The organism is Neptunitalea lumnitzerae (genome assembly GCF_027924185.1).
In the GTDB taxonomy this organism is placed as follows: domain Bacteria; phylum Bacteroidota; class Bacteroidia; order Flavobacteriales; family Flavobacteriaceae; genus Neptunitalea; species Neptunitalea lumnitzerae.
In genome coordinates, this window is sequence record NZ_BRVO01000003.1 from 379,586 (window position 1) to 403,817 (window position 24,232).

Here is a 24,232-nt window from a genome sequence, read left to right on the forward strand (position 1 = left end):
ATATTTGCTGTCTTTAAAAATGAAACAGAACAATGGCAAATAAACCAGGTATACCAAAAGGAACTAGAGATTTTTCTCCAATTGAAATAGCAAAGAGAAATTATATTTTTGATACTATCAAAAAGCATTTCCAAGGGTTTGGTTTTCAACCTATAGAAACTCCTTCTTTTGAAAACTCTGATACCCTAATGGGTAAATACGGAGATGAAGGTGACCGTTTAATTTTTAAAATTCTAAATTCAGGTGATTACCTGAAAAAAACCAACGAAGCAGACTTAGCGGCTAAAGATTCTACCAAAGTGGCTAGTCAAATTTCAGAAAAGGCATTGCGTTATGACCTTACCGTACCTTTTGCAAGGTACGTTGTAATGAATCAGAACGATATTGATTTTCCTTTCAAGCGTTTTCAAATTCAACCTGTATGGAGAGCAGACCGACCACAAAAGGGTCGTTACCGTGAATTTTTTCAGTGTGATGCCGATGTTGTAGGGTCTAAATCGCTTTGGCAAGAAGTTGAATTTGTACAATTGTACGATGCCGTGTTTACTGATTTAGCAGTAAACGGAGTTACCATTAAAATGAATAACCGTAAAATACTATCGGGTATTGCAGAGGTAATTGGAGCGCAAGACAAGTTGATTGATTTTACAGTTGCTTTAGATAAACTAGATAAAATTGGGGAAGATGGCGTTAAAAAAGAAATGCTAGAAAAAGGTATTTCTGAAGAAGCCATTACCAAGGTACAACCCCTATTTAACTTTACAGGAAGTAATAAAGAAAAGTTAGCACAATTAGAAAGTATGCTTGCTGCTTCTGTAACCGGATTAAAAGGTGTAGAAGAACTTACTTTTATTGCAGATAGTATTGAAACACTAGGTTTACAAACCGCTACTTTAGATATAGATGTTACCCTAGCTAGAGGATTAAACTACTATACAGGAGCTATTTTTGAAGTTGCTGCACCAAAAGAGGTTAAACTTGGTTCTATTGGTGGGGGTGGCCGCTACGACGACCTTACCGGAATTTTTGGACTTAAGGACATCAGTGGTGTAGGTATCTCCTTTGGGTTAGACCGTATCTTTTTAGTTTTAGAAGAATTAGGATTATTCCCAGACACGGTAAATAATAGCTTAGAGGTGTTATTTATCAACTTTGGTGAGCAAGAAGCACTAGCCTCTTTTAAATTAATGCAACAATTACGTAAAGCTGGTTATAAAGCAGATATGTACCCTGACTCGGCTAAACCTGCAAAGCAATTTAAGTATGCCAATAAACGTAATGTACCATATGTAATTACCATTGGATCTCAAGAACTAAAAGAGAATTGTTTTACATTTAAAAATATGAAAACAGGTGAGCAAACCACCTATGGTTTTGAACAAATATTGTCTATTTTTAAATCATAACTACCGAAGAATTTTTTAATTCGGCAAAGGATTTACCGGAATAACTTTTTACAAATTTATAGAGATGGCTTTCATCTGTAAAGCCAAACTCTATAGCCAATTGTTTATTACTTATAGCACTATGCTTTAGGCGTTGCTCTAATAAATTAAACCTGTATTGCTGTACATAACTTTTTAAAGAGGTACCAACCTTCTCTTTAAAAAAAGAGCCTATATAATTAGGGGAATAATTAAAATGTTCTGCAATCATTTTTAAGGTTAAACTTTTTGGCTCGTAGATATTTAACTCTATATACTCTAGCAAAGCTTCAGTTATTTCTGGTTGCGAATTGCGTTGCTGTTTACTACCGCAACTATTTTTATTGCGCTTTAACACTAACAAAATAGCTTTAAACATTTGAAATATAATACGCTTACTTAGCACCTCATTCTTTTTATATTCTTCAGCTATTAAAATAAATAATTGTTCAGCCAATTTTTTATCAGCTTCATTGTGCAATAAATCTCCGCGTTTTATCTGTGGTAAGTTTAATAAACAATCAATATCTTTATTCCATTCAGAGGGTTCACCTGAAACAAATGTATCCAAATAAAGATTGGTAAACTTAAAATAAATAAATCTTGTTTCTTCCTCTATCATAAATTCGTGCACATCTTCAGGCCCTAATAAATATAAATAACCAGATTGATAAGGTACCAAGTGCTTGTTTAAATGATGTAACCCTTTTCCTCTTACTATAAAAATTAACTCATAATGATTATGATTGTGCAAGGGATGCTCCCAAACACTTGTAGTAAAATCATCTACAATTAATCTATCAAACTGCTTATATCTTTCCATAATTTAAATTTACAATAAATTCACAGATTTTTACAACCCTATTAACGTAATCTTGTTGTTATTTAGACTAAAATTACACTATGAGAAAATCTCATTTAAAAACAGCAAAACTACCTTGCTATTACAACATGGCTCGCCGTAAAAAAAAGTAGCCGATGATATGAGATGAAACGCTCATCCTTTAAACAAACTTACCATACACAACATTGAATAATAAAAGATAAAAATGCTATGATTTACAGAAAATTAAATGAAACTGATTTAGAATTATCTGCTATTACTTTCGGAGCTTGGGCTGCCGGTGGATGGATGTGGGGTAAAACAGAAAAATCAGATGCTATTGAAGCCATCAAAGCCGCCTATATAGAGGGGGTAACTTCTATAGATACAGCCCCCATATACGGACAAGGTACTAGCGAAGCAATTGTTGGTGAAGCCATTAAAGATATCCCAAGAGATAAAGTACAAATTTTAACAAAATTTGGAATGCGCTGGGACGAAACCAAAGGAGATTTTGCTTTTAAAAGTAAAAATAATAATGGTGACCCTATTGATATCTACAAATATGCAGGCAAAGAAAGTGTTATAAAAGAATGTGAAGACAGCTTAAAAAGATTAGGCACCGATTATATAGACCTTTATCAAATTCATTGGCCAGATGTAACCACGCCAATAGAGGAAACGTTTGAAGCCGTTGAAAAATTAATTCAGCAAGGTAAAATTAGACATGCTGGTGTTTGTAATTACAATGTAGAGCAACTAAAAGCTGCAGATGCTGTGGTATCTATTGCTTCTAATCAAATTCCATATAGCATGGTATCTAAAGATATTGATAAAGAAGTACTCCCCTATTGCATTCAAAGTGAAACTTCCGTGTTAGCCTATAGTCCACTAGAAAGAGGATTATTAACAGGAAAAATAACTCCGGGATACAAATTTCAAGAGGGCGACCACAGAGCACATCATAAACATTTTACAGAAGACTACATTGTAAAAACAAATGACTTTTTAGACGAAATTAAACCTATTGCTATTGAAAAAGATGCCACTTTAGCACAACTTGTTTTACGTTGGACTATTGAAAAACCTGGTATTACTGTAGCATTGGCAGGCGCAAGAAACGCGCAACAATCGGTACAAAATGCACGTGCTGCCAACGTTGAATTAAATCAAGAAGAATTTGATTTTATAGATGGCTTGGTGAAAGAATTATAAACAAAAATTAAAACAATAATATGAAAAAGATCATCATAGGAAATACCGATTTAGAAGTTGCTCCTATAAACTTAGGAGGTAATGTATTTGGTTGGACATTAGACGAAAAAAAATCTTTTGAAATACTAGATGCCTTTACAGATAAGGGATTTAATTTTATAGATACCGCCGATATCTATTCGCACTGGGTAGATGGTGGTTCTGGCGGACAATCTGAAACCATTTTAGGAAAATGGATGAAAGAAAGAGGTAACCGAGATAACATAATTATGGCTACCAAAGTTGGTGGAGCCTCTGGTACACACCCTGTAGATACCAGTAAAAAACATATTTTAGAAACAGTAGACAAATCTTTACAACGCCTACAAACAGATTATATTGATTTGTACTACACTCACTTTGACGATGAAAAAACGCCTGTTGAGGAAACCTTAGAAGCATATGATGAAATTATAAAAGCCGGCAAGGTAAGATACATTGCAGCTTCTAACGTATCTCCTGAAAGATTGATAGAGTCTATGGAAGTAGCCGAAAAAAATGGGTTACCTAAATACCAAGCGTTACAACCACATTACAATTTAGTAGAGCGTACAGACTATGAAACCAAGTATGCCCCACTAGCAGAAAAATACGGCTTAACGGTGTTCCCATATTGGGCACTAGCATCTGGATTTTTAACGGGTAAATACCGTTCTGAAGAAGATTTTTCAAAAAGTGTGCGTGGAGAAAGCGTTAAAAAATATTTAGATGAAAAAGGTATTGCTGTATTAAATGCTTTAGATAAAGTTTCTGAAAAACATAATACTACCCCAGCTACGGTTTCTTTAGCGTGGTTACTAGCAAAACCAAATTTAGGAGCTCCTATTGCTAGTGCAACAAGCACCAAGCAATTACAAACCCTTTTTGATGCCCCTGAATTAGCATTAGATCAATCGGATATTGATTTGTTAGATACGGCAAGCAAATAAAAGCAACAACTATATTCCCCCTTACATGAAAAAAAATTCTAGAAGAGATTTTATTACAAAAACAGCAATGGCATCTGCTGCCATTGCTGCTACTCCATTTGCCAATTGGGCAAACAATAATTCATTAGTAACAAATACTGAAAATCAAAGTATGAGTAAAGAAAAACTGAACTTCACCTCTAAACACGGTATAGGAGGAGTAGGATTTGGAAACGGATGGCATGAAAACAGCAACCAACAAATAGAGGAAACCTTAGACGCTGCTTGGAACAGTGGTGTACGCTATTTTGATACCTCTCCTTGGTACGGTTTAGGGTTAAGCGAAAGACGATTAGGTCATTACCTATTTGATAAAAAAAGAGAAGATTATATTTTATCTACCAAAGTAGGTAGAATTTTAGAACCTAATGATAGCTTTACCCCTAACCCAGATTTACTGTGGAAAGGACGTTTAAATTTTAAACACCGCTATGATTATACTGCTGATGGGGTAAGACGTTCAGTGGAAGATAGTTTACACCGTATAGGGCTATCTTCTATAGATGTGGTATTTGTACATGACCTTTCTCCAGGTAATGATAAAGACCTTGGCGGATGGGAAAAACAGTTTGAAATTGCTCAAAAAGGGGCTTTCCCAGAACTTACTAAAATGCGTGAAGAAGGTATTATAAAAGCATGGGGAATGGGTGTAAATGAACCAGACCCAATATTAAAATGCTTAGAGGTAGCAGACCCAGACATTATGCTAGTAGCTATTCAGTACTCTTTAGTTTACCATAAACAAGCCTTAAACGAAACCTTTCCGGCTATGGATAAGAAAAACGTAAAAGCGGTTATTGGTGGGCCTATTAATGCAGGTTTCTTAGCCAACAGAGAGCGTTTTAATTATGGTGGAGATATGCCAAAAGAAATGGTAAAAAAGCGCGATAAAATAAATGATATTGTAAAACAATACAATGTAGATTTACGTACGGTAGCATTACAATTCTGTGCTGCACACCCAACTGTAAGCTCTGTTATACCTGGAGCTAGCTTACCTGAACAAGCTATTGCAAATGCAAAATCTTTTGATGTAAAAGTTCCAGCTGATTTGTGGGCTGAATTAAAAGACGCAAAATTAATTGAACAAAATGCACCTGTTTAGTTATAGATTAAACTTATTTATAAAGAGCCCGTGTTAATTAACATGGGCTTTAACTTAGTATTAACTTTTTAACATTTGTATATACAAATGTAGGAGTTACCTTAGCACTAAATACTATTTAATGAAATTAAAATATATTCTACTATACATTATAGGATTAGGCTTGCTTGTTTTTGGAAATAGAAATTTCTGGGATGAACTTCAAGAATCTAGAAAAAAAGAAAAACTTGAAGACGAAAAAAAGCACGTGAATGATGGTATAGCAAAACGTTTTGAAACACAACGTTTAGAATATGATGCTGCTACTGGTAAGTGGAAAAACCCTAATTACTATTTTAAAGTAATCAACTTAGGGAATTTCAATTTCAAAACATTGAACAAAGGCAAAACAACCGTTGAAACAAATGATGATGAAAATGCCTCTGACAGTCAATAAAAGCTACATAACACAAACTCATTTTTTGTTTTATTGCCATATCAAGGTTAAAATACCTATGCACTATGGTGAAGCTATTTTAAACCAAGCATTCAATCTATTAGAGAACATAGACAAAACCTATAATTCGTACCAACAAGGATCTTTTTTCAATCAAATAAACACCAATGCAGGTTCATTTACTGAAGTAGACGCTACTACTATATACCTATTAAAAGAACTTAAAAAAGTAGCTGAACTCACAAACGGGGTTTATGATATTACAACCATGCCGCTTATAAAACTATGGAGGTTCTATAAAAATACTACTACAGAAATACCTACCAAAGAACAAATTAAAAACACACTAAATAGTGTTAATTATAATTACATAGAAATAGAAGAAAATAAAGTTAAAATTGCTAACTTTCAAGAAATTATTACAGGCTCTTTTATAAAGGCTTATGCTGTAGATTGTGTAATACAACTACTGAAAGAACATGGAATAACCGATGCTATTATAAATGCCGGTGGCAGTACTATAGCAGCATTAACAGATGATACACACCCTAATTGGAAAATAAATTTACCCCACCCCTTCGACACCAATAAGCAAAAAGCAACCATTACGTTAAGTAATGGTTGTTTTTCATTATCTGCAAGAAATGAAAACTACATCAACATAAACGGTAAAAAGTACGGACACATTTTAAATGCAAAAACGGGCTATCCGTCTGACAACTTACAACTTGGCCTTATTTCTGAAAATGCATTTATAGGAGATGTATTATCAACTGCACTTTTTAGTGTACCACCAGAAGAGTTCATAGCAACCGCTAAAAAATTAGCTGAACATTACCTGTTTAAAGCCTATCTAATAGATGGTAATGAAAAATTCCATGATTTTAATTTTAATAATGCTTCGTAATTAATATATGATTCACATTCCCTCACTAAAAAGCACTACTAAAAAAATACCCATACAAAAATTGGCTGCCCCCAATATGCTGTATTTACCCCTTACTACTTATAAGGGCACATTATCCACGATTGTTGAAAAAGATTCTTATGTAAAAAAACATCAAAAAGTGGCAGCATCAGAGGGTGTCTTTGCTTCTAGTATTCATGCTCCTGCTTCTGGGTACATTAGAGGGGAGGTTAATATTGATAACCAATCCTATTTAATGCTAGAAAATGATTTTAAAGAAGTTGCTATACCTGCTAAGCAATTTACTATTAACAACATAACTGAAGATGAAATTTTAAGCACGTTACTAGATTTTGGTATAGAAGGTAGTGGTGGTGCTAAATTTCCAACCCACACAAAATACAATACAGGTAGCAAACCTATTGATACGTTTATCATTAATGCCGCCGAATGTGAGCCTTATTTATCAGCAGACTATACCTTATTAAAAAACTATACCAAACAATTACTCGAAGCGATACAACTCATGCAAAAAGTTATCAAAGCTTCTGCTATTGTTTTTGGCATAGAAAAACAACATAAAGAATTAAAACCACTCATACTGCAAACGGCTAAAAACCAAGACATACCTGTAAAAATAAAACTATTACCTAACGAATATCCGCAAGGTGGCGAATTACAATTGATAAAATCGGTTACCGGAAAAGAAATACCTAAAGGGAGTATTCCTGCTAATTATGGTATTGTAGTGAGCAATGTGGGTACGCTTTGGGCTATTTACAATGCTTTTTATAAAGGCACACCTTATACGAACAGAATAGTTACCATATCTGGTGAAAAAGCGGAGAATATTGGTAATTATGAAGTAGCTATTGGCACACCTGTTTCTTATATTTTAGAAACCATTGGACTTACTTGGAATGCAACTTCTCAAACAGTTATTCTAGGTGGCCCTATGATGGGGAAAGCAGTGCAACAACCTGAGATTGGAATTAATAAAGGTTCAGGTGGAATATTAATTATCCCTAACCCTACTAATAAAAGATACAATTGCATACAATGTGGCTATTGTGTAGATGTTTGTCCGCAACACTTAATGCCCATGGAATTTGCCCGGTACAGCACTACAGAAGATATCCTACAATTGAAGAACTTCCATGTAAATGATTGCATAGAATGCGGTGCTTGTGCCTATATATGCCCTAGTGATGTTCCCTTAATGAACAGTATTTTCAAGGGTAAAGAACTTTTAAAAGCCACTAGCCTATGAGTTTAAATCCGTACATAAAACCTAAAAAAGGAAACACATCTTTTGTTATGTTAGATGTTATTATAGCCTTACTCCCCCTAGTTATAGCAGGTTACTTTGCGTATGGTATGCAGGCTATGTGGCTATTATTAATTGCCAGCGGTTGTGCTCTTGCTACCGATGTTATCTTTTCAGCTTTATTACTTAAACAGTATAGGTCGGCATTAGATGGTTCTGCCATAGTAACCGCTTTGTTACTTTGTTTTACCTTATCGCCTATTACCCCATGGTACATGGTAGCTTTTGGTGCTGTAGCCGCCATATTATTTGGTAAAATTACTTGGGGCGGACTCGGTAAAAACAGATTTAATCCGGCATTGATAGGAAGAGAATTTATGGCAGTATTTTTCCCGGTTGTAATGACCTCTGCTGGTATTTGGGCTACAAAAGATTATATACAAACTCCTGCTACTAATCTATTCCCTGGATTAAGTAATGAATATCTATCCTCCTATCTATCTGGCTTGGTTTATAAAACCAATGGTGCTATGGGAGAATATTCCATTGCGTTGATAGCTCTAGGCGGATTTTACTTATTATTAAGAAAGCGTATTAGTTGGCATATTCCTTTGGCGCTTTTAGCGGTCTTTTTTGGTAGTTTTTGGTTTATTGAAAACGGACAAAACTATTCCTATTCCATTGCAGGTGTACTATTGGGCACACTATTTATGGCTACCGATATGCCTAGTAGCCCTACCAACAATTATGGTAAACTATATTACGGAAGTATGATAGGCTTGGTGGCTTTCATCTTTATTATAGGAAAAGTAAGCTATGAGTATATGTCGTACGCTATTCTGTTACTAAACGGATTCTCCTATAAAATTAGCGAAGTTTTTAGACCCAAAGTTTGGGGAGAAAAGCTAGATTATAAGAAAAGGGTAGAACACATTTTTTATCTAACCCTATCCATTTTAGGTTGTACGCTAGCCATACTTTCTTTACACTATTATGATATGGTGTCATACCTTATATACATCTATATAGCCTACATAGTTTTAAAATTTAATTTCTCATTTATAAAAAATATAACGAACCCGATATAAACCATCATACCATGAAAAAATTATTCATATTACTTATTTCTGCTATTATTATTTCTGCTTGCTCAGAAAAACCTGTTGAAAAGGTAACCTATAACGGAACACAAAAAGAAGCCATACTAAATAATATACTAACCAGAAGATCTATTAGAAAATATACAGATCAACAAGTAAGCAAAGAGTTATTAGACACTATTATGAAAAGTGCCATTTTTGCGCCAAGTGCTTTAAATAAACAACCTTGGGAAGTACGTGTAATTCAGAATAAAGAAGTATTAACAGAAATTAATAACCGATTTTTAAAATATGCTGAGGGTAAAGAATTTCAAGGAAGCGCAAGCCGTTGGAGAGAACCTAGTTTTAGCATTTTTCATAACTCTCCTACCCTCATTGTTATTGCCAGAGATAGTAGCAACAGCTACAGTATGTTAGATTGTGGTATAATTTTACAAAACATTCTATTAAGTGCGCATGCCATGGATTTAGGTACTTGCCCTATAGGATCGTTAGTACCTGTACTAACCTTACCAGAAAATAAAGATATTTTAGAGCTATTAAACATCCCAGAAGGATATGAGGTAGCTATTAACGTAGCTTTAGGATACCCTGCTGAACAACCAACAGCTCCTAAACGTTACGCAGAACGCGTGAAAATAATTGAATAAAAATTGATACTATGAAGAAGATTTTAATGTTATTAACTTGCTTGTGTACACTAACTACTGCACAAGCCCAAAAGAAACCTAAACTAGAAACCGTAGCTACCTTTGGCAAAAGTATGCCTATTGGGGTAAGTGTTACTACTGACAACCGAATTTTTGTAGCGTTCCCAAATTATGATGGAGCTGGTAAATATACACTTACTGAACTCAAGAACGGACAACCTACCGCGTACCCCAACAAAAGTTACAATACCAAAGGAGACTATAAAAACCATTTTGTGAGGGTGCAAGACTTGTATGTGGATAACCACAATCATCTTTGGGCTTTAGATACCAAACCTGCCTCTAAAAGCTCTATTTTTGGAGAAGATGGAAAACAAGCAGATGGTTTGTTCAAGTTGGTAGAAATAGACACAAAAACCAATAAGGTAGTACGAAGCTATTTTTTTGAAGACCTAGATAAATCGGTTACGGCATTAAACGATGTACGTGTAGATACCAATCATAAACTTGCATACTTATCAGACCCCGGGCAAGCTGCCATTGTAGTACTAGACCTTACAACTGGTAAAAGTCGTGTGGTGTTAAAAGAATCTTCTTTTACCTTGGCAGACGAAATAACCATTACTTACAAAGGAACTCCTATGGTAAACGCAGATGGTAAACCCTTTAGCTCTAACGTAAATGGAATAGCGCTTACCCATGACATGAAATACTTCTATTTTAAACCTATCAACAAGGAAAATCTTTTTAGAGTTGAAACGAAGTATTTAGCCGATGCTACTTTAACAAAAACCCAGTTAGCTTCTAAGGTAGAAGATATGGGAGCCGTTGGTATTACTCATGGATTGGTGGCAGATAAAAAAGGTAATATTTACCTAACTACCTCAACATCATACACCATTACATATATGAGTCCAGATGGGAAATTGCATACACTTATTAAAGACCAAAACTTACTATGGCCAGACTCATTGGGCATTGGCACAGATGGATATTTATATTTTTCTTGCTCGCAGTTACAACGATTACCGCAATGGAATAACGGAAAAGACCGCACAGAATATCCGTACAAGGTATATAAAGTTAAATTACCCTAAATTAATATTAAACAAAAAGAAATTCTTGTAACTTAAAACAAAATTCGCTTAACCCATGGAATTAGGAATTGGAATGTTTGGAGACCTTACCTACAATGAAACTGAAGGTAAATTTCAATCGGCACAAGAACGATTGAACCAAATGATTGAACAAGTAAAATTAGCAGATGAGCTACAAATAGATAGCTTTGTATTAGGAGAACATCACAGACCCGATTACGCGGTTTCTACTCCTGAAATTGTACTGGCCTCTTTAGCTTCTGTTACAAAGCATATAAAATTAGCCAGTGGGGTAACGGTTTTAAGCTCTGCCGACCCAGTAAAAGCATACCAAGATTACACTACAGTAGATTTACTTTCTAACGGAAGAGCCGAACTTATTGCCGGACGTGGTAGTTTCACAGAATCATTCCCTATTTTTGGTCAGAACCTTAATGATTATAATGAGCTTTTTGAAGAAAAACTAAACTTATTACTTCAGTTAAGAGATAATGAGGTGGTTAATTGGAAAGGAAAGTTTAGACCCAGCTTAAATAGTCAAACCATTTACCCAAGACCAGAGCAACCTTTAAATGTATGGATTGCCGTTGGGGGTACTCCAGAATCTGTATACCGTGCAGCACGTTTAGGCTTACCTATAATTTTTGCTATTATTGGTGGTATGCCAAAACAATTTAAACCGCTTATAGAATTTTATAAAGAACAATATGTAAAGCACGGGCACGATGTAGAGAAAATGCAAATTGGTGTACACTCTCATAGTTTTTTTACTGAAAATAAAGACGATTTAACTGAAAAATATTTTCCGTACTATGCCGCTCAAATGAATAGAATTGGGAAACAGCGTGGTTGGCCACCGTATTCTCAAATGCAATTTCTTGGAGGCATGAGTCCGGAAGGAGCCTTATATATGGGAGAACCTAATATGGTAGCCGATAAAATTATAAATACCATAGAAATGTTTGGCTTAACCAGATGGGTTGCACATATAGATGTTGGCGGACCAAGTCATAAAGACTTAATGAAAGCCATTGAATTATACGGTACTAAAGTAGTACCACAAGTTAAAAAAGCATTACTATAAAACTCTAAAAAAAACAACATGGAAACAATTAAAGCGTATGGTGCACAAAGTGCTACGGCAGACTTAGATCAACTAAGTATTGACCGCAGAGATGTGTTAGCCACTGATGTTAAAATTGATATTCTTTACTGTGGTGTATGCCATAGTGATATACACACTGCTCGTAGTGAATGGGGGCCGGCAAAATATCCGGTAGTTCCTGGTCATGAGATTATTGGTAGAGTAACCGCAACCGGAGAAAGCGTTACTAAATTTAAAGAAGGTGACCTTGTAGGGGTTGGTTGTATGGTAGACTCTTGCCAAACATGTGACTCTTGTAAAGAAGGTTTAGAACAGTATTGTGAGAACGGTGCTACCTTTACTTACGGTAGTGAAGATAAACACATTGGCGGACATACTTTTGGAGGATACTCTGAAGGCGTTGTAGTAGATGAAAAATTTGTATTAAGTGTACCCGAAAACTTAGATACTGAAAAAGTAGCCCCACTATTATGTGCTGGGATTACAACTTGGTCTCCACTACGCCACTGGAATGTAAAAAAAGGAGATAAAGTAGGTGTTATTGGTTTGGGTGGTTTAGGCCACATGGGAATTAAATTTGCGCATGCTATGGGATGTCATGTGGTAATGATTACCAGATCTCCGGGCAAAGCCGATGACGCTGCAGCCTTAGGAGCAGACGAGGTTTTAATTTCTACCAGTGAAGAAGACATGCAAAAACATGCTAATTCATTTGACTTTTTATTAAATACCATACCAGTACGTCACGATTTAAACCCATATATTACCTTAATGAAACGTGATACCACAATGGCATTAGTAGGTGCTATAGAACCATTAGACTCAATGCATGCTGGTTTAATAGTTTCTAAACGTAAAAATATAGCAGGGTCTATGATTGGTGGTATTAAAGAAACACAAGAGATGCTAGATTTTTGTGGCGAGCATAATGTAGTATCGGATGTAGAAATGATAGACATGCAAAATATAAATGATGCATGGGACAGAGTGGTGAAAGCAGATGTAAAATACCGCTTTGTAATTGATATGAAATCGTTAAAAGAAGCGTAAGCTTCTATTTTTGTTAATAGCAGGAAAAGCCGTCTTTTTTAAGATGGCTTTTTTTTATAGTTCATTGTGAGGTATTTTTTATATTTAGACTTTAAGTTTAAAATGAAATATAAGCCCTAAAAAATGATACACTACAATAATCAACACTACTACAGTATTCCAAATTCAACAGGATTACTATTTCAAATAACACTTTCAATCATTTTTTGCGGATTTATTGGTTTTGCTATATATGCTTACATCGCAGCAATATTAGTGCTTGCTATTGTATTGAGCATTGTGATAATTGTACTATATTTTAAAATTATCAGCCATATTATAAAAAGTAAAACTATATGGTTTAATGAAGACCACATATTGTTAGATAAAAAACACACCATTGAATATACAAAAGTAGTTGGTATTAATGATGACAACATCCTTATAGAAGAACATGGTTATGAGCGCAGAGTATTTTTTACATTTTTTGAGTCTAGTGATTTACGTGATAAAATGATAGACTTCTGGGAAAAGAAAAATCCGGAAGTTGCCTTTAAATATACAAAGCGCTAAAAGTAAACTCATTTTAAGGCAAGGCCTATAGCTACCGCTAGCTTCTAGCTAGTAGCGTACCAGATGTTCAAACTAAAAAAACTAACTAAATATACCACTTACTCACACCGCTACTAGCGTGACGCTAGCAGGAGCACTCATTTTTTAACCTCAAAGGCTGCCGCTAGCATCTTGCTAGGGGCGTACCAAATGTTCAAACTAAAAAACTAACTAAATATACCACTTACTCACACCGCTACTAGCGTGACGCTAGCAGGAACGCTCATTTTTTAACCTCAAAGGCTGCCGCTAGCATCTTGCTAGGGGCGTACCAGATGTTCAAACTAAAAAACTAACTAAATATACTACTTACTCACACCGCTACTAGCGTGACGCTAGCAGGAGCGCTCATTTTTTAACCTCAAAGGCTGCCGCTAGCATCTTGCTAGTGGCGTACCAGATGTTCAAACTAAAAAACTAACTAAATATACCACTTACTCACACCGCTACTAGCGTGACGCTAGCAGGAGCGCTCATTTTTTAACCTCAAAGGCTACCGCTAGCTTCTAGCTAGTGGCGTACCTGTTAAGTACATAAATAAATCTTTTTAATTACTGAATTCAGTAAAAAAGCTAATTCAATTCTACTTAATTATGTAATTAAAAAGTATTGTTAAATGAGTAGAAACTACAAATTTCTTAACCCTTCCGGGTGTTATTTTGTTTCCTTTGCCACAGTTTATTGGATAGATATTTTTGTTAGACCGTTATACTTTGATATAATAACTAAAAGTCTAACTTATTGCCGGAAAAATAAGGGTATGTTGATATATGCTTATTGTATTATGCCTAGTCATATTCATTTAATATTCAGTGCTACTGAAGATAATCCATCCGAATTACTAAGAGATTTTAAAGGTTATACCTCTAGACAACTTATTAAAGTAATAAAAGAAAATCCTCAAGAAAGCAGAAAAGAATGGCTTTTATACATGATGAAAAAAGCTGGTTCCAAAAACCCTACCGTAACTAACAAACAATTTTGGCAGCAACACAATCAACCAATTGAAATATGGAGCCCTCATGTCTTCACTCAAAAATTAAATTATATACATCAAAATCCTGTTGAGGCAGGACTTGTTGTTAAACCTGAAGATTACAAATACAGTAGTGCAAGAAACTACTCAGAAGATCATACCGTATTAGAAATTGATATTCATTAACACTTTAGTTAGTCAACTTATGACTATTATCTTTTATTTAGTGATGTGCTACATTTCAAATCTCAAAACATACTCTTCTTACTCGTACCGCTACTAGCGTGACGCTAGCAGGAGCGCTCATTTTTTAACCTCAAAGGCTACCACTAGCATTCTTACACTCACATCAAAAACATATCCTAAAAATAAAAAACTACTATCTTGCGTTATATGAACAGAATACTACTTTTAAAAATCGCCATTTTAAGCTTCTTTGGTTATTCAATTATAGGATGCGCAGAAAATAAAAAGAAAGAAAGAAGCAGTACGCCACCCGAAGTAAAAATTTCAGGAGCTATGAAAAATGTAATGCGTAAGGGGCAACTGCAAGGAACCATATTATTAGACACTATAAGCAATAAAACTGGTTTATATGGTTTGGGTCCTGTAGCCTATCTTAAAGGGGAGATACTTGTTAATAATGGAAATAGCTATGTGGCTACCGTAACCTCTGACACTACTATGAGTGTTACTAAAAATTCAACTATTTCAGCACCTTTTTTTGTATATGCAAATGCCACAGATTGGACTACTATTACAGTACCAGATACCATTAAAAATAGTAAAGCCTTAGAACACTTTATTGATACTATAAGTACCACTTATAAAAGACCTTTTCCTTTTAAATTAGAAGGTACTGTAAACAATGCTACTATACACGTACAAAATTTACCCGACGGTACCAAAGTAGCTTCACGTGCCGATGCTCATAAAGGACAAGTAACGTACCCTATAAGCAACAAAGCCGTTACTATAGTAGGTTTCTTTTCTACCGAACACCAAGCAGTATTTACGCATCATGACTCCTATGTACACATGCACCTTATTACTAAAGATGAAAAACAAATGGGACATTTAGATGCCATAGAAATTGATGCCCTTACCTTATATGTTCCGAAACAATAAAAATAGAGGGCAGTTTATTACTGCCCTCTGTATTTTATAAAGTTCCCCAAACTTCGTCCGCTATCTCTTTTATAAGTTTTATTTTATCCCATTGCTGTTCTTCAGTAAGTAAGTTTCCCTCTTCTGTAGAAGCAAATCCGCATTGAGGACTTAAATACAAATTCTCTAGTGGTACATATTCTGCTGCTTCATGTATTCGTTTTATTATAGCGCTCTTATTTTCTAATGTTGCATCTTTTGAAGTTACTAAGCCTAACACAACTTTCTTATGAGGGGCTACCTCCTTCAATGGACCGAAATCTCCCGATCTTTCCGTATCAAATTCTAAGTAATAAGCATTCACCAATTCTTCTCCAAACAATTTTTTAGCCACACGGTCATATCCGCCAGAAGCTGCCCATGTAGATTTAAAGTTACCTCTACACACATGCGTGTTTATAGTTAAATCTTCTGGTAAGCCTTCCAATACCGAGTTATTAAGATGTAAATATAAATCTATTAACTTCTCAGGATTGTATTCTGTAGTAACCATCGTGGTCCAAAAATTAGCATCGCAAAGCATACCCCATGTACAATCGTCTAATTGTAAATTTCTGCAACCCGCATCATATAGAGCTAAAATTAATTGTTTATATGCCGCAATTAAATCAGCTTGTAAATCTTCAATAATAGGATAAATACTTGCCGCGGCTTTAGCATTGTCACCTCTAAATAATTCAGCATAGCATTGTGCTGGTGCTGGTAAGGTTTGCCTTGCCACTGCGTCGTCTGTGCCAACGGCTGTTTTTAAAAACTCAAAATGTTTTACAAACGGGTGCGCTGTAAACCCAATTTTCCCTGTTACTACAGCAGACTCTGGTCTACTCTCTACTCCTTGAAACTTATACCCCGCATCTAAGGTTATTTTATCAATACCATCAAAAAACCAAAAACAATCTAAATGCCACCATGAGCGTCTAAACTCGCCATCAGTTATAGCTTTAAGTCCTAGTTCTTTCTGCTTTGCTACCAATTTTAGAATTTCTTCATCTTCAATACTTATTAATGTTTCTTTAGAAATACGGTTGGCGCTATAATCTAGTCGTGCCTGTTTTAAACGCTCAGGTCTTAAAAAACTTCCTACTGTATCTGCCCTAAAAGGTGCCTTATGTAATGTACACATATCATATAATTATTTAGAATTTTACACCTCACAAAGCTATCTCGAAAGATAAAAATGCAATAACTCACATATAAATACAGATATAATATCTACACCTTTAATAAATACAGAATTTTATACCTTTACCCTATGTTTGGCATATTTAAATGAGAACTATATTCTATGGACAACTTAGATACTATTGACCTTTCGCTACTTAAAACACTACATCATAATGCAAAACTTACTACCAAAGAACTTGCTGCAAAGGTAAACCTGTCTCCCACCCCTGTATTTGAGCGGGTAAAACGCCTTGAAAAAAAAGGATATATTAAAAAATACATAGCCCTATTAAATGCCGATAAATTAAACCAAGGGTTTATTGTATTCTGTAATATAAAATTGAAAAAACACGACAAGGAAGTGGGCAACCAATTTGTTGCCGACATTTTAAAACTTAAAGAAGTGGTAGAATGCTATAATATTTCAGGTGAGTTTGATTTTTTACTAAAAGTATATGCGCAAGACATGAAGCATTACCAAGATTTTGTTTTTAACAAACTAGGAGCGGTAAAAAGTATTGGTAGCACACATAGTACCTTTGTAATGTCTGAAATAAAAAACACGCATGGCATTGGAATTTTTTAAATCCTTAATTTTTTAAGAACCCATCTTATTTTATACTAAAATTAGTATAATGTTATAATTTCATATCTAAATCCCTTCTAAAAAAGGTTTTAACAAGCTGTTAAACAAGGCAAAAACATAACGCAAGCAAAATACCTTGAAAGAAAAGTTTTTGCTATGAGAAGATTATGCGTTGTTATTTTAATTTGTTTGAGTGTAAATTTTAAAGGTACTGCTCAAGAAAGTGGTTCAGATGTATATGACTGGAACTGGGCTATTGACGGCCCGTGGACCGCAGCTGGTTTAGGAGGTAGTGCATACGGTTTTGTTCTTATTCAAAATAAAAAAGAAATTTCTGAAAGTTATTTAGAAACCTTAAACCCTGATGACATTAATGATATAGATAGCTGGGCTGCTGGTAACTTTAGTGAAAATGCAGATAAGGCAAGCTATTTACCATTTTACGCCTCATTTGCCATGCCCTTTGCGCTGCTTTTAGATGATGAAATTAATGATGAGTCGTTAACCATTATAGGTTTGTATATAGAAAGTTTAAGTACTACGGCTGCCATGTATACCATTTCGGCAGGTTTGGTAAACCGTAGCAGACCGTATGTATATAGTGAAAATGCACCTATGGAAAAAAGAACTTCTAGTTCTGGGCAACGTTCTTTCTTTTCAGGACACGTAGCCGCTACGGCAACTGCTACATTTTTTGCTGCAAAAGTATTTGCTGATTATCACCCCAACTCTAACGCACGCTTTTTTGTTTGGACAGGTGCGGCAGTAATACCTGCAGCAGTTGGGTATTACCGCTTAGAAGCAGGGCAACATTTTTTAACCGATGTTCTTTTAGGATATGGTTTAGGAGCCTTAACCGGGTATGCAGTACCAGCACTTCATAAAAAAGATAGAAAGGTAAGGTTGTACCCCACATCCGAGGTTGATATTTACGGAAACAACGTACAAGCCCTTGGTATTAGCTATCGTTTTTAGACGTTGTTTTTATTAAAAAATTAAGGAATCTCCCTTAGGTATAAATATTTACCATAATTTTTCGTAATATTTAGTGTAGTACCATTCTGTTTTCTATTTTTGTAGATAACGTTTATAAAAACAATCTTAAAAACAATACTTTTAAAATAGCTACAGATGAATTTACATGAATATCAAGGTAAAGAAATACTAGCATCTTACGGTGTACGCGTACAACGTGGTATTGTAGCCAACAATGCTACAGAAGCCGTTGCAGCAGCAAAAGAACTAACAGCCGAAACCGGAACCGGATGGTACGTAATTAAAGCTCAGGTACATGCCGGAGGACGTGGTAAAGGTGGCGGTGTTAAACTTGCTAAAAACCTTCAGGAAGTAGAAGAAATTGCCGGTAATATTATTGGTATGGACTTAGTTACTCCACAAACTCCACCAGAAGGAAAACACGTAAGAAAGGTATTGGTTGCTGAGGATGTGTACTATCCTGGAGATAGCGAAACTTCTGAATTCTATATGTCTGTTTTATTAAACAGAGGTTCTGGTAAGAATATGATTATGTATTCTACAGAAGGTGGTATGGATATTGAAGAAGTGGCAGAGAAAACTCCACACTTAATCTTTACTGAAGAAATTGATCCATCTGTTGGATTACAAGGGTTTCAAGCACGTAGAGTTGCTTTTAACTTAGGTTTAAGCGGTGCTGCATTTAAAGAAATGGTGAAATTTGTAAGCTCTTTATATACAGCTTATACAAAATCGGATTCTTCTTTATTTGAAATTAACCCGGTTTTAAAAACTTCTGATGATAAAATTTTAGCAGTAGATGCGAAAGTGGTTATTGATGATAACGCACTTTACCGTCATAAAGATATTGCTGAAATGCGTGATATTACTGAAGAAAATCCAATTGAAGTAGAAGCAAAAGCAGTAGGACTTAACTATGTAGACCTTGACGGTAACGTTGGGTGTATGGTAAATGGTGCAGGACTTGCAATGGCTACTATGGATTTAATTAAGCAAGCAGGTGGTGAGCCAGCTAACTTCTTAGACGTAGGAGGTACGGCAGATGCTAAACGTGTTGAAGAAGCGTTTAGAATTATCTTAAAAGACCCTAACGTTAAAGCTATTTTAATTAATATTTTTGGTGGTATTGTTCGTTGTGACCGTGTGGCGCAAGGGGTTGTAGATGCTTACAAAAACATGGGAGACGCTATTAAAGTGCCTATTATTGTACGTTTACAAGGTACCAATGCAGAAATTGCTAAAGAATTAATTGATAATTCTGGTTTAGCAGTACACTCTGCAGTTATGTTCCAAGAAGCTGCTGATAAAGTAAAAGAGGTTTTAGCATAAGCTAAACACCAACATATAAATAGAAAAGGAAGCCAATTGGCTTCCTTTTTTTGTTTGGTATCGCTGTTGTGTGCTTCTTCTAGCGTCTTACTAATGGAAACCATAAAATCTTAAGTTACTTCTTTCTAACCAACCTAACATACACCTGCGTTAGTACCACAAAGAAAACACCGTAGACAAATGTATAACGGGTATTAAATACCTCATACATTTTTGTTATTTGCAATACCAATACCGTTAAAGCAGCCAACCATGTTACTGCTATAAAGGCTAAAAATGGCACTCCTAATTTATGTGCATTAAATGAGATACTTTTCATAAAAATGTTATTTATAATATGCACCAAGGTACGCAAAAACTACTAAAGCAAATGTCCTTTTAAGATAAATTTAGAGCTATTATAAACAACATTACTCACTTAATATATCAGGGTATTTTTACTATATTGTAGGATATAACTATCTACAAGTGAAAAGCATTTTTAGTATCGGAAAGCCGCTGCTCCAATGCCCATTCTACTATATTACTTTATGGGCTATAAGGTATAGGGAATGCTCTTCTCTACTAATAACTATAAATATACCTTATGAAGTTTAAACACGTACTATTGTTTATGACCATTTGTATGGTTACACTTATGAATGCCCAAGCTATAAAGCAAGACAGTATTCAAAGTAACCTTCTTAAAAGAGCGGTCTCGTATTCCATTTATCTGCCAGAAAATTACAATACAGACCAGCGTTCGTACCCGGTAATTTACCTGTTACACGGTTACGGTGATAACCACACCACATGGATTGATAAAGGAAACATTGCCTATTATGCCAATGAAGCCATCAAATCTGGTAAAATACCTCCGGTGATTATTGTAATGCCAGATGCTGGCGTAAGCATGTATGTAAACAATTATGACGGTACCAACAACTACGAAGATTTTTTTATTAAGGAGTTTATCCCTGCAGTAGAAAATCAATACCGTATTAAGAAAAATAAATATAGTAGAGCCATTACCGGTCATTCAATGGGTGGTTGGGGTTGTATGTTGTACGCACTTAAATATCCCGATTTATTTGTTGCCGTAGCTCCTATGAGTGCCGGTATTCATGATGACGAAGATATCATCACTTATGATGATGAAAAATGGGAGATTGTATTTGGTGATATTTTTGGTCACGACATTAAAGCTAAAAAAAGACTCAACAAATACTGGTACCAAAACTCCATTTTAAACATTGTAGAGGAAACCCCAAAATCGGAACTTGAAAAAGTGAGAATCCGTATTAGTAGTGGCGATCAAGATTTTTTACTTAAAGGCAGTCTGCTACTGCATTTAGCACTAAGCAAAAAACAAGTGTATCACCAATTGCGCATTAAAGACGGAGCGCATACATGGCAGTTCTGGAGATCGGACATCCCGGAAGTATTAGAGTTTTTAGGAGGTTCTTTTTGGTAAAAGACTAACAAGAATCAAAACAAAAAAGCCGATGAAAAAATCATCGGCTTTATAAGAACATGTATTTTTATTTGACTAGGTATCATCTATACCGAAAATGGGATAGCTTCTGTACTCCAAACTACTCCTGAAGCAGGAGAAGGATTGCTATCTAATGGCAGTGAATAGTTTTTTCCATTAAAATCAAAAGAAAACTCTTGGGGACCTCCCCAATTAATACCAATAGCTACCAAATTATAATCACCCGACCCCAGGTTTAAACTTTGCTCTGATTTCAAAGCATTTGATATGCCATTGAAAAAAGGCATACCTTGATATGCTCCTGCCTCAATATTTAAGGTAACATCTACAGGATTAGAATTTCCACTTATTATTCTAGCCAATTCAAAACTAGCTCCATATTGATAAGCGACAAAAATAACTTCATTGTCACATTTTGTAACATTAATAGTATTACTCATTTTGTTTAGTTTTTAGATATTCCTACTCTGTTTAACAAAGGCTTTTCGGATTACGCCTTTCACAATCTCTAACAAAACAGTAGCTACTTATCATATATATTTTTGTTTCTATTGCTTATTCAAATATCTAACATTGCTACGCAAACTAACAGCGTATTAATACCCTATTTAAACAATCCTTACTATTACCTACCAACAAACACGTATTACAAAAAACTGAAAACCAGAAATTTAAACACAAAAAAAGCCGATGAAAAAATCATCGGCTTTTGTATATATTTTAGAAAGTTAAATTTCGAAAAACGAATTATTTAACTTCTTCAAAATCTACATCCTGAACGTCGTCTCCTTGGTTAGCATCACCTGCTCCGGCTCCAGCTCCACCTGTTGGGTCTTGTCCTGGTGCACCTTGTTGTGCTTCTGCTTGTGCTTTATACATTTCTTCAGAGGCTACTTTCCAAGCTTCGTTAATTTTGTCTAACGCTGGTTGAATTGTAGCTAGATCTTTAGTTTCGTATGCTTTTTTAAGCTCTTCTAAAGCTCCTTCAATGTTCGCTTTTTTATCAGCAGATAATTTATCACCAAACTCACCTAATTGTTTTTCCGTTTGGAAAATCATTCCATCAGCCTCATTTAGTTTATCAACTGTTTCTTTTGCTTTTTTATCGGCATCTGCATTTGCTTCAGCTTCAGCTTTCATTTTAGCAATTTCTTCTTCTGTTAAACCAGATGAAGCTTCAATTCTAATGTTTTGCTCTTTATTAGTTCCTTTATCTTTAGCCGATACGTTGATAATACCATTGGCATCAATATCAAAAGTAACTTCAATTTGAGGTACTCCTCTTGGCGCTGGTGGAATACCATCTAAGTGGAATCTACCAATTGTTTTGTTATCTGCAGCCATAGGACGCTCCCCTTGAATCACGTGAATTTCAACAGATGGCTGGTTATCAGCAGCTGTAGAGAATACTTGCGATTTTTTAGTAGGGATAGTAGTGTTAGCCTCAATTAATTTAGTCATTACACCTCCCATAGTTTCAATACCTAAAGAAAGTGGAGTAACATCTAATAATAATACGTCTTTTACATCTCCTGTTAATACCCCACCTTGGATAGCAGCACCTACAGCAACAACCTCATCTGGGTTAACCCCTTTAGAAGGTTTTTTACCGAAGAATTTTTCAACTGCTTCCTGAACAGCAGGAATACGAGTAGAACCACCTACTAAAATAATTTCGTCTATATCACTAGCAGATAAACCTGCATTTTGTAATGCTTTTTTACAAGGAGCAATAGTTCTTTCAACTAAATCATGAATTAATTGCTCAAACTTAGCTCTAGATAAAGAACGCACTAAGTGTTTAGGTCCGCTAGCTGTAGCAGTAATATAAGGTAAGTTAATTTCTGTCTGAGAAGAAGAAGATAACTCAATCTTAGCTTTTTCAGCAGCTTCTTTTAAACGCTGTAATGCCATAGCATCTTTACGTAAGTCCATGCTTTCTTCAGCATTAAACTCATCAGCTAACCAGTTAATAATAGCCTCATCAACATCATCACCACCTAAGTGAGTATCACCATCAGTAGCTAATACTTCAAATACACCGTCTCCTAATTCTAAGATAGAAACGTCATGCGTACCACCACCAAAGTCAAAAACAACAATTTTTTGATCTGATGATTTTTTATCTAGTCCGTATGCTAACGCAGCCGCAGTAGGCTCGTTAATAATACGTTGAACTTTTAAACCTGCAATTTCACCAGCCTCTTTAGTAGCCTGACGTTGCGCATCGTTAAAATATGCAGGAACCGTAATTACCGCTTCACTTACATCTGTACCTAAATAATCTTCAGCAGTTTTCTTCATTTTTTGAAGAATCATTGCAGATAATTCCTGAGGTGTATATAAACGTCCGTTAATATCTACACGTGGGGTATCATTATCTCCTTTTACAACTGCATAAGGTACTCTATCTGCCTCTTTTTGAGATTCAGAAAATTTGTTACCCATAAAACGTTTAATAGAATAAATAGTTTTATGAGGGTTGGTAACTGCCTGACGTTTTGCAGGGTCACCTACTTTAATTTCACCACCATCTACAAATGCAATTACAGACGGAGTTGTTCTTTTACCTTCTGCATTAGGAATCACTACTGGCTCATTACCTTCCATTACAGATACACATGAGTTGGTAGTCCCTAAATCTATACCAATTATCTTACTCATAGTTTTTGTTATATTATTTCGTTTTAATCAATTTTTCTCTTGAAATCATATCGTTTTAGTCAATGATTATGCCAAGAGTAGATTACTGACAAGGTGTCA

General features: G+C 35.2%; 24 protein-coding genes. 19 read left to right on the plus strand and 5 right to left on the minus strand.

All coding sequences use genetic code 11. The features are described from left to right. Window positions 1-32 precede the first annotated feature (32 nt). Window positions 33-1,406, plus strand: coding sequence for a histidine--tRNA ligase (hisS, locus tag Y10_RS14075; RefSeq protein WP_281766046.1), 1,374 nt, complete (start codon window positions 33-35; stop codon window positions 1,404-1,406). Here hisS and Y10_RS14080 read toward each other — a convergent pair. Next, on the minus strand, window positions 1,396-2,247 hold the full coding sequence (locus tag Y10_RS14080; RefSeq protein ID WP_281766047.1) for an AraC family transcriptional regulator: 852 nt from the start codon (window positions 2,245-2,247) through the stop codon (window positions 1,396-1,398). The two genes, hisS and Y10_RS14080, sit on opposite strands and share 11 nt — an antisense overlap. 231 nt (window positions 2,248-2,478) lie before the next feature. On the opposite strand from Y10_RS14080, the gene Y10_RS14085 reads away from it, so the two are divergent. From Y10_RS14085 to Y10_RS14150, 14 genes are all read left to right on the plus strand, one after another. Then, window positions 2,479-3,462 (plus strand): aldo/keto reductase, encoded by a 984-nt coding sequence (locus Y10_RS14085; RefSeq protein ID WP_281766048.1) that lies wholly within the window; start codon window positions 2,479-2,481, stop codon window positions 3,460-3,462. A 20-nt stretch (window positions 3,463-3,482) separates the two neighbouring features. Then, complete coding sequence (locus Y10_RS14090) at window positions 3,483-4,430, plus strand: aldo/keto reductase (RefSeq protein ID WP_281766049.1); 948 nt, start codon at window positions 3,483-3,485, stop codon at window positions 4,428-4,430. A gap of 25 nt (window positions 4,431-4,455) precedes the next feature. Next, window positions 4,456-5,574 (plus strand): aldo/keto reductase, encoded by a 1,119-nt coding sequence (locus Y10_RS14095; RefSeq protein WP_281766050.1) that lies wholly within the window; start codon window positions 4,456-4,458, stop codon window positions 5,572-5,574. Window positions 5,575-5,695: 121 nt separating this feature from the next. Then, window positions 5,696-6,010, plus strand: a complete 315-nt coding sequence (locus Y10_RS14100) for a hypothetical protein (RefSeq protein ID WP_281766051.1) — start codon at window positions 5,696-5,698, stop codon at window positions 6,008-6,010. Continuing rightward, complete coding sequence (locus Y10_RS14105; RefSeq protein WP_281766052.1) at window positions 5,991-6,917, plus strand: FAD:protein FMN transferase; 927 nt, start codon at window positions 5,991-5,993, stop codon at window positions 6,915-6,917. Before Y10_RS14100 ends, Y10_RS14105 begins: the two co-directional genes overlap by 20 nt. Window positions 6,918-6,924: 7 nt before the next feature. Next, window positions 6,925-8,187, plus strand: coding sequence for an electron transport complex subunit RsxC (rsxC, locus tag Y10_RS14110; RefSeq protein WP_281766053.1), 1,263 nt, complete (start codon window positions 6,925-6,927; stop codon window positions 8,185-8,187). Continuing rightward, the gene (locus Y10_RS14115) at window positions 8,184-9,272 is read left to right on the plus strand and encodes an RnfABCDGE type electron transport complex subunit D (RefSeq protein ID WP_281766054.1); all 1,089 of its coding nucleotides are present in this window, start codon (window positions 8,184-8,186) and stop codon (window positions 9,270-9,272) included. Before rsxC ends, Y10_RS14115 begins: the two co-directional genes overlap by 4 nt. 11 nt (window positions 9,273-9,283) lie before the next feature. Continuing rightward, window positions 9,284-9,934: a nitroreductase gene (locus Y10_RS14120; protein WP_281766055.1), complete on the plus strand. Its 651-nt coding sequence runs from the start codon at window positions 9,284-9,286 to the stop codon at window positions 9,932-9,934. Between the two features lie 11 nt (window positions 9,935-9,945). Further along, window positions 9,946-11,031, plus strand: a complete 1,086-nt coding sequence (locus Y10_RS14125; RefSeq protein ID WP_281766056.1) for an L-dopachrome tautomerase-related protein — start codon at window positions 9,946-9,948, stop codon at window positions 11,029-11,031. A 55-nt stretch (window positions 11,032-11,086) separates the two neighbouring features. Beyond that, a complete protein-coding gene (locus Y10_RS14130) occupies window positions 11,087-12,115 on the plus strand; it encodes an LLM class flavin-dependent oxidoreductase (protein WP_281766057.1) in 1,029 nt (342 codons plus the stop codon). 18 nt (window positions 12,116-12,133) lie between these two features. After that, on the plus strand, window positions 12,134-13,186 hold the full coding sequence (locus Y10_RS14135; protein WP_281766058.1) for an NAD(P)-dependent alcohol dehydrogenase: 1,053 nt from the start codon (window positions 12,134-12,136) through the stop codon (window positions 13,184-13,186). A gap of 123 nt (window positions 13,187-13,309) precedes the next feature. Continuing rightward, a complete protein-coding gene (locus Y10_RS14140) occupies window positions 13,310-13,738 on the plus strand; it encodes a hypothetical protein (protein ID WP_281766059.1) in 429 nt (142 codons plus the stop codon). Between the two features lie 655 nt (window positions 13,739-14,393). Then, window positions 14,394-14,939, plus strand: a complete 546-nt coding sequence (locus tag Y10_RS14145) for an REP-associated tyrosine transposase (RefSeq protein ID WP_281766060.1) — start codon at window positions 14,394-14,396, stop codon at window positions 14,937-14,939. 207 nt (window positions 14,940-15,146) lie between these two features. Continuing rightward, window positions 15,147-15,881 (plus strand): acetolactate decarboxylase, encoded by a 735-nt coding sequence (locus Y10_RS14150; protein WP_281766061.1) that lies wholly within the window; start codon window positions 15,147-15,149, stop codon window positions 15,879-15,881. A 34-nt stretch (window positions 15,882-15,915) separates the two neighbouring features. Here the strand turns inward: Y10_RS14150 and Y10_RS14155 are convergent, their stop codons facing one another. Then, a complete protein-coding gene (locus Y10_RS14155; protein ID WP_281766062.1) occupies window positions 15,916-17,043 on the minus strand; it encodes a 5-methyltetrahydropteroyltriglutamate--homocysteine S-methyltransferase in 1,128 nt (375 codons plus the stop codon). A gap of 162 nt (window positions 17,044-17,205) precedes the next feature. Between Y10_RS14155 and Y10_RS14160 the strand changes: the two genes are divergently transcribed. The 3 genes from Y10_RS14160 (at window position 17,206) to sucC (ending at window position 19,995) form a co-directional block, all read left to right on the plus strand. Then, window positions 17,206-17,670 (plus strand): Lrp/AsnC family transcriptional regulator, encoded by a 465-nt coding sequence (locus tag Y10_RS14160; RefSeq protein WP_281766063.1) that lies wholly within the window; start codon window positions 17,206-17,208, stop codon window positions 17,668-17,670. 156 nt (window positions 17,671-17,826) lie between these two features. Beyond that, window positions 17,827-18,645: a phosphatase PAP2 family protein gene (locus Y10_RS14165; protein WP_281766064.1), complete on the plus strand. Its 819-nt coding sequence runs from the start codon at window positions 17,827-17,829 to the stop codon at window positions 18,643-18,645. A gap of 156 nt (window positions 18,646-18,801) precedes the next feature. Continuing rightward, window positions 18,802-19,995 carry an ADP-forming succinate--CoA ligase subunit beta gene (sucC, locus tag Y10_RS14170; RefSeq protein WP_281766065.1) on the plus strand — a complete coding sequence of 398 codons (1,194 nt, stop codon included), beginning with the start codon at window positions 18,802-18,804 and terminating at the stop codon, window positions 19,993-19,995. 115 nt (window positions 19,996-20,110) lie between these two features. Here sucC and Y10_RS14175 read toward each other — a convergent pair whose 3' ends face one another. After that, on the minus strand, window positions 20,111-20,314 hold the full coding sequence (locus tag Y10_RS14175) for a hypothetical protein (protein ID WP_281766066.1): 204 nt from the start codon (window positions 20,312-20,314) through the stop codon (window positions 20,111-20,113). A 267-nt stretch (window positions 20,315-20,581) separates the two neighbouring features. Here Y10_RS14175 and Y10_RS14180 point away from each other — a divergent pair, with 267 nt between their 5' ends. Then, complete coding sequence (locus Y10_RS14180; protein WP_281766067.1) at window positions 20,582-21,448, plus strand: alpha/beta hydrolase; 867 nt, start codon at window positions 20,582-20,584, stop codon at window positions 21,446-21,448. Between the two features lie 86 nt (window positions 21,449-21,534). On the opposite strand, the gene Y10_RS14185 is transcribed toward Y10_RS14180, so the two are convergent. Together Y10_RS14185 and dnaK are read right to left on the minus strand one after the other, a co-directional pair. Next, window positions 21,535-21,909: a hypothetical protein gene (locus Y10_RS14185; protein WP_281766068.1), complete on the minus strand. Its 375-nt coding sequence runs from the start codon at window positions 21,907-21,909 to the stop codon at window positions 21,535-21,537. 307 nt (window positions 21,910-22,216) lie between these two features. Then, the gene (gene dnaK / locus Y10_RS14190) at window positions 22,217-24,133 is read right to left on the minus strand and encodes a molecular chaperone DnaK (protein ID WP_281766069.1); all 1,917 of its coding nucleotides are present in this window, start codon (window positions 24,131-24,133) and stop codon (window positions 22,217-22,219) included. Window positions 24,134-24,232: the final 99 nt, after the last annotated feature.

Coding starts and splice junctions, on each gene's coding strand:
- Y10_RS14125 (WP_281766056.1), top strand. CDS start 9,946: ATGAAGAAGATTTTAATGTTATTAACTTGCTTGTGTACACTAACTACT.
- Y10_RS14115 (WP_281766054.1), top strand. CDS start 8,184: ATGAGTTTAAATCCGTACATAAAACCTAAAAAAGGAAACACATCTTTT.
- Y10_RS14180 (WP_281766067.1), top strand. CDS start 20,582: ATGAAGTTTAAACACGTACTATTGTTTATGACCATTTGTATGGTTACA.
- hisS (WP_281766046.1), top strand. CDS start 33: ATGGCAAATAAACCAGGTATACCAAAAGGAACTAGAGATTTTTCTCCA.
- Y10_RS14185 (WP_281766068.1), bottom strand. CDS start 21,909: ATGAGTAATACTATTAATGTTACAAAATGTGACAATGAAGTTATTTTT.
- Y10_RS14120 (WP_281766055.1), top strand. CDS start 9,284: ATGAAAAAATTATTCATATTACTTATTTCTGCTATTATTATTTCTGCT.
- sucC (WP_281766065.1), top strand. CDS start 18,802: ATGAATTTACATGAATATCAAGGTAAAGAAATACTAGCATCTTACGGT.
- Y10_RS14135 (WP_281766058.1), top strand. CDS start 12,134: ATGGAAACAATTAAAGCGTATGGTGCACAAAGTGCTACGGCAGACTTA.
- dnaK (WP_281766069.1), bottom strand. CDS start 24,133: ATGAGTAAGATAATTGGTATAGATTTAGGGACTACCAACTCATGTGTA.
- rsxC (WP_281766053.1), top strand. CDS start 6,925: ATGATTCACATTCCCTCACTAAAAAGCACTACTAAAAAAATACCCATA.
- Y10_RS14080 (WP_281766047.1), bottom strand. CDS start 2,247: ATGGAAAGATATAAGCAGTTTGATAGATTAATTGTAGATGATTTTACT.
- Y10_RS14090 (WP_281766049.1), top strand. CDS start 3,483: ATGAAAAAGATCATCATAGGAAATACCGATTTAGAAGTTGCTCCTATA.
- Y10_RS14175 (WP_281766066.1), bottom strand. CDS start 20,314: ATGAAAAGTATCTCATTTAATGCACATAAATTAGGAGTGCCATTTTTA.
- Y10_RS14145 (WP_281766060.1), top strand. CDS start 14,394: ATGAGTAGAAACTACAAATTTCTTAACCCTTCCGGGTGTTATTTTGTT.
- Y10_RS14095 (WP_281766050.1), top strand. CDS start 4,456: ATGAAAAAAAATTCTAGAAGAGATTTTATTACAAAAACAGCAATGGCA.
- Y10_RS14130 (WP_281766057.1), top strand. CDS start 11,087: ATGGAATTAGGAATTGGAATGTTTGGAGACCTTACCTACAATGAAACT.
- Y10_RS14105 (WP_281766052.1), top strand. CDS start 5,991: ATGCCTCTGACAGTCAATAAAAGCTACATAACACAAACTCATTTTTTG.
- Y10_RS14140 (WP_281766059.1), top strand. CDS start 13,310: ATGATACACTACAATAATCAACACTACTACAGTATTCCAAATTCAACA.
- Y10_RS14150 (WP_281766061.1), top strand. CDS start 15,147: ATGAACAGAATACTACTTTTAAAAATCGCCATTTTAAGCTTCTTTGGT.
- Y10_RS14155 (WP_281766062.1), bottom strand. CDS start 17,043: ATGTGTACATTACATAAGGCACCTTTTAGGGCAGATACAGTAGGAAGT.
- Y10_RS14160 (WP_281766063.1), top strand. CDS start 17,206: ATGGACAACTTAGATACTATTGACCTTTCGCTACTTAAAACACTACAT.
- Y10_RS14085 (WP_281766048.1), top strand. CDS start 2,479: ATGATTTACAGAAAATTAAATGAAACTGATTTAGAATTATCTGCTATT.
- Y10_RS14165 (WP_281766064.1), top strand. CDS start 17,827: ATGAGAAGATTATGCGTTGTTATTTTAATTTGTTTGAGTGTAAATTTT.
- Y10_RS14100 (WP_281766051.1), top strand. CDS start 5,696: ATGAAATTAAAATATATTCTACTATACATTATAGGATTAGGCTTGCTT.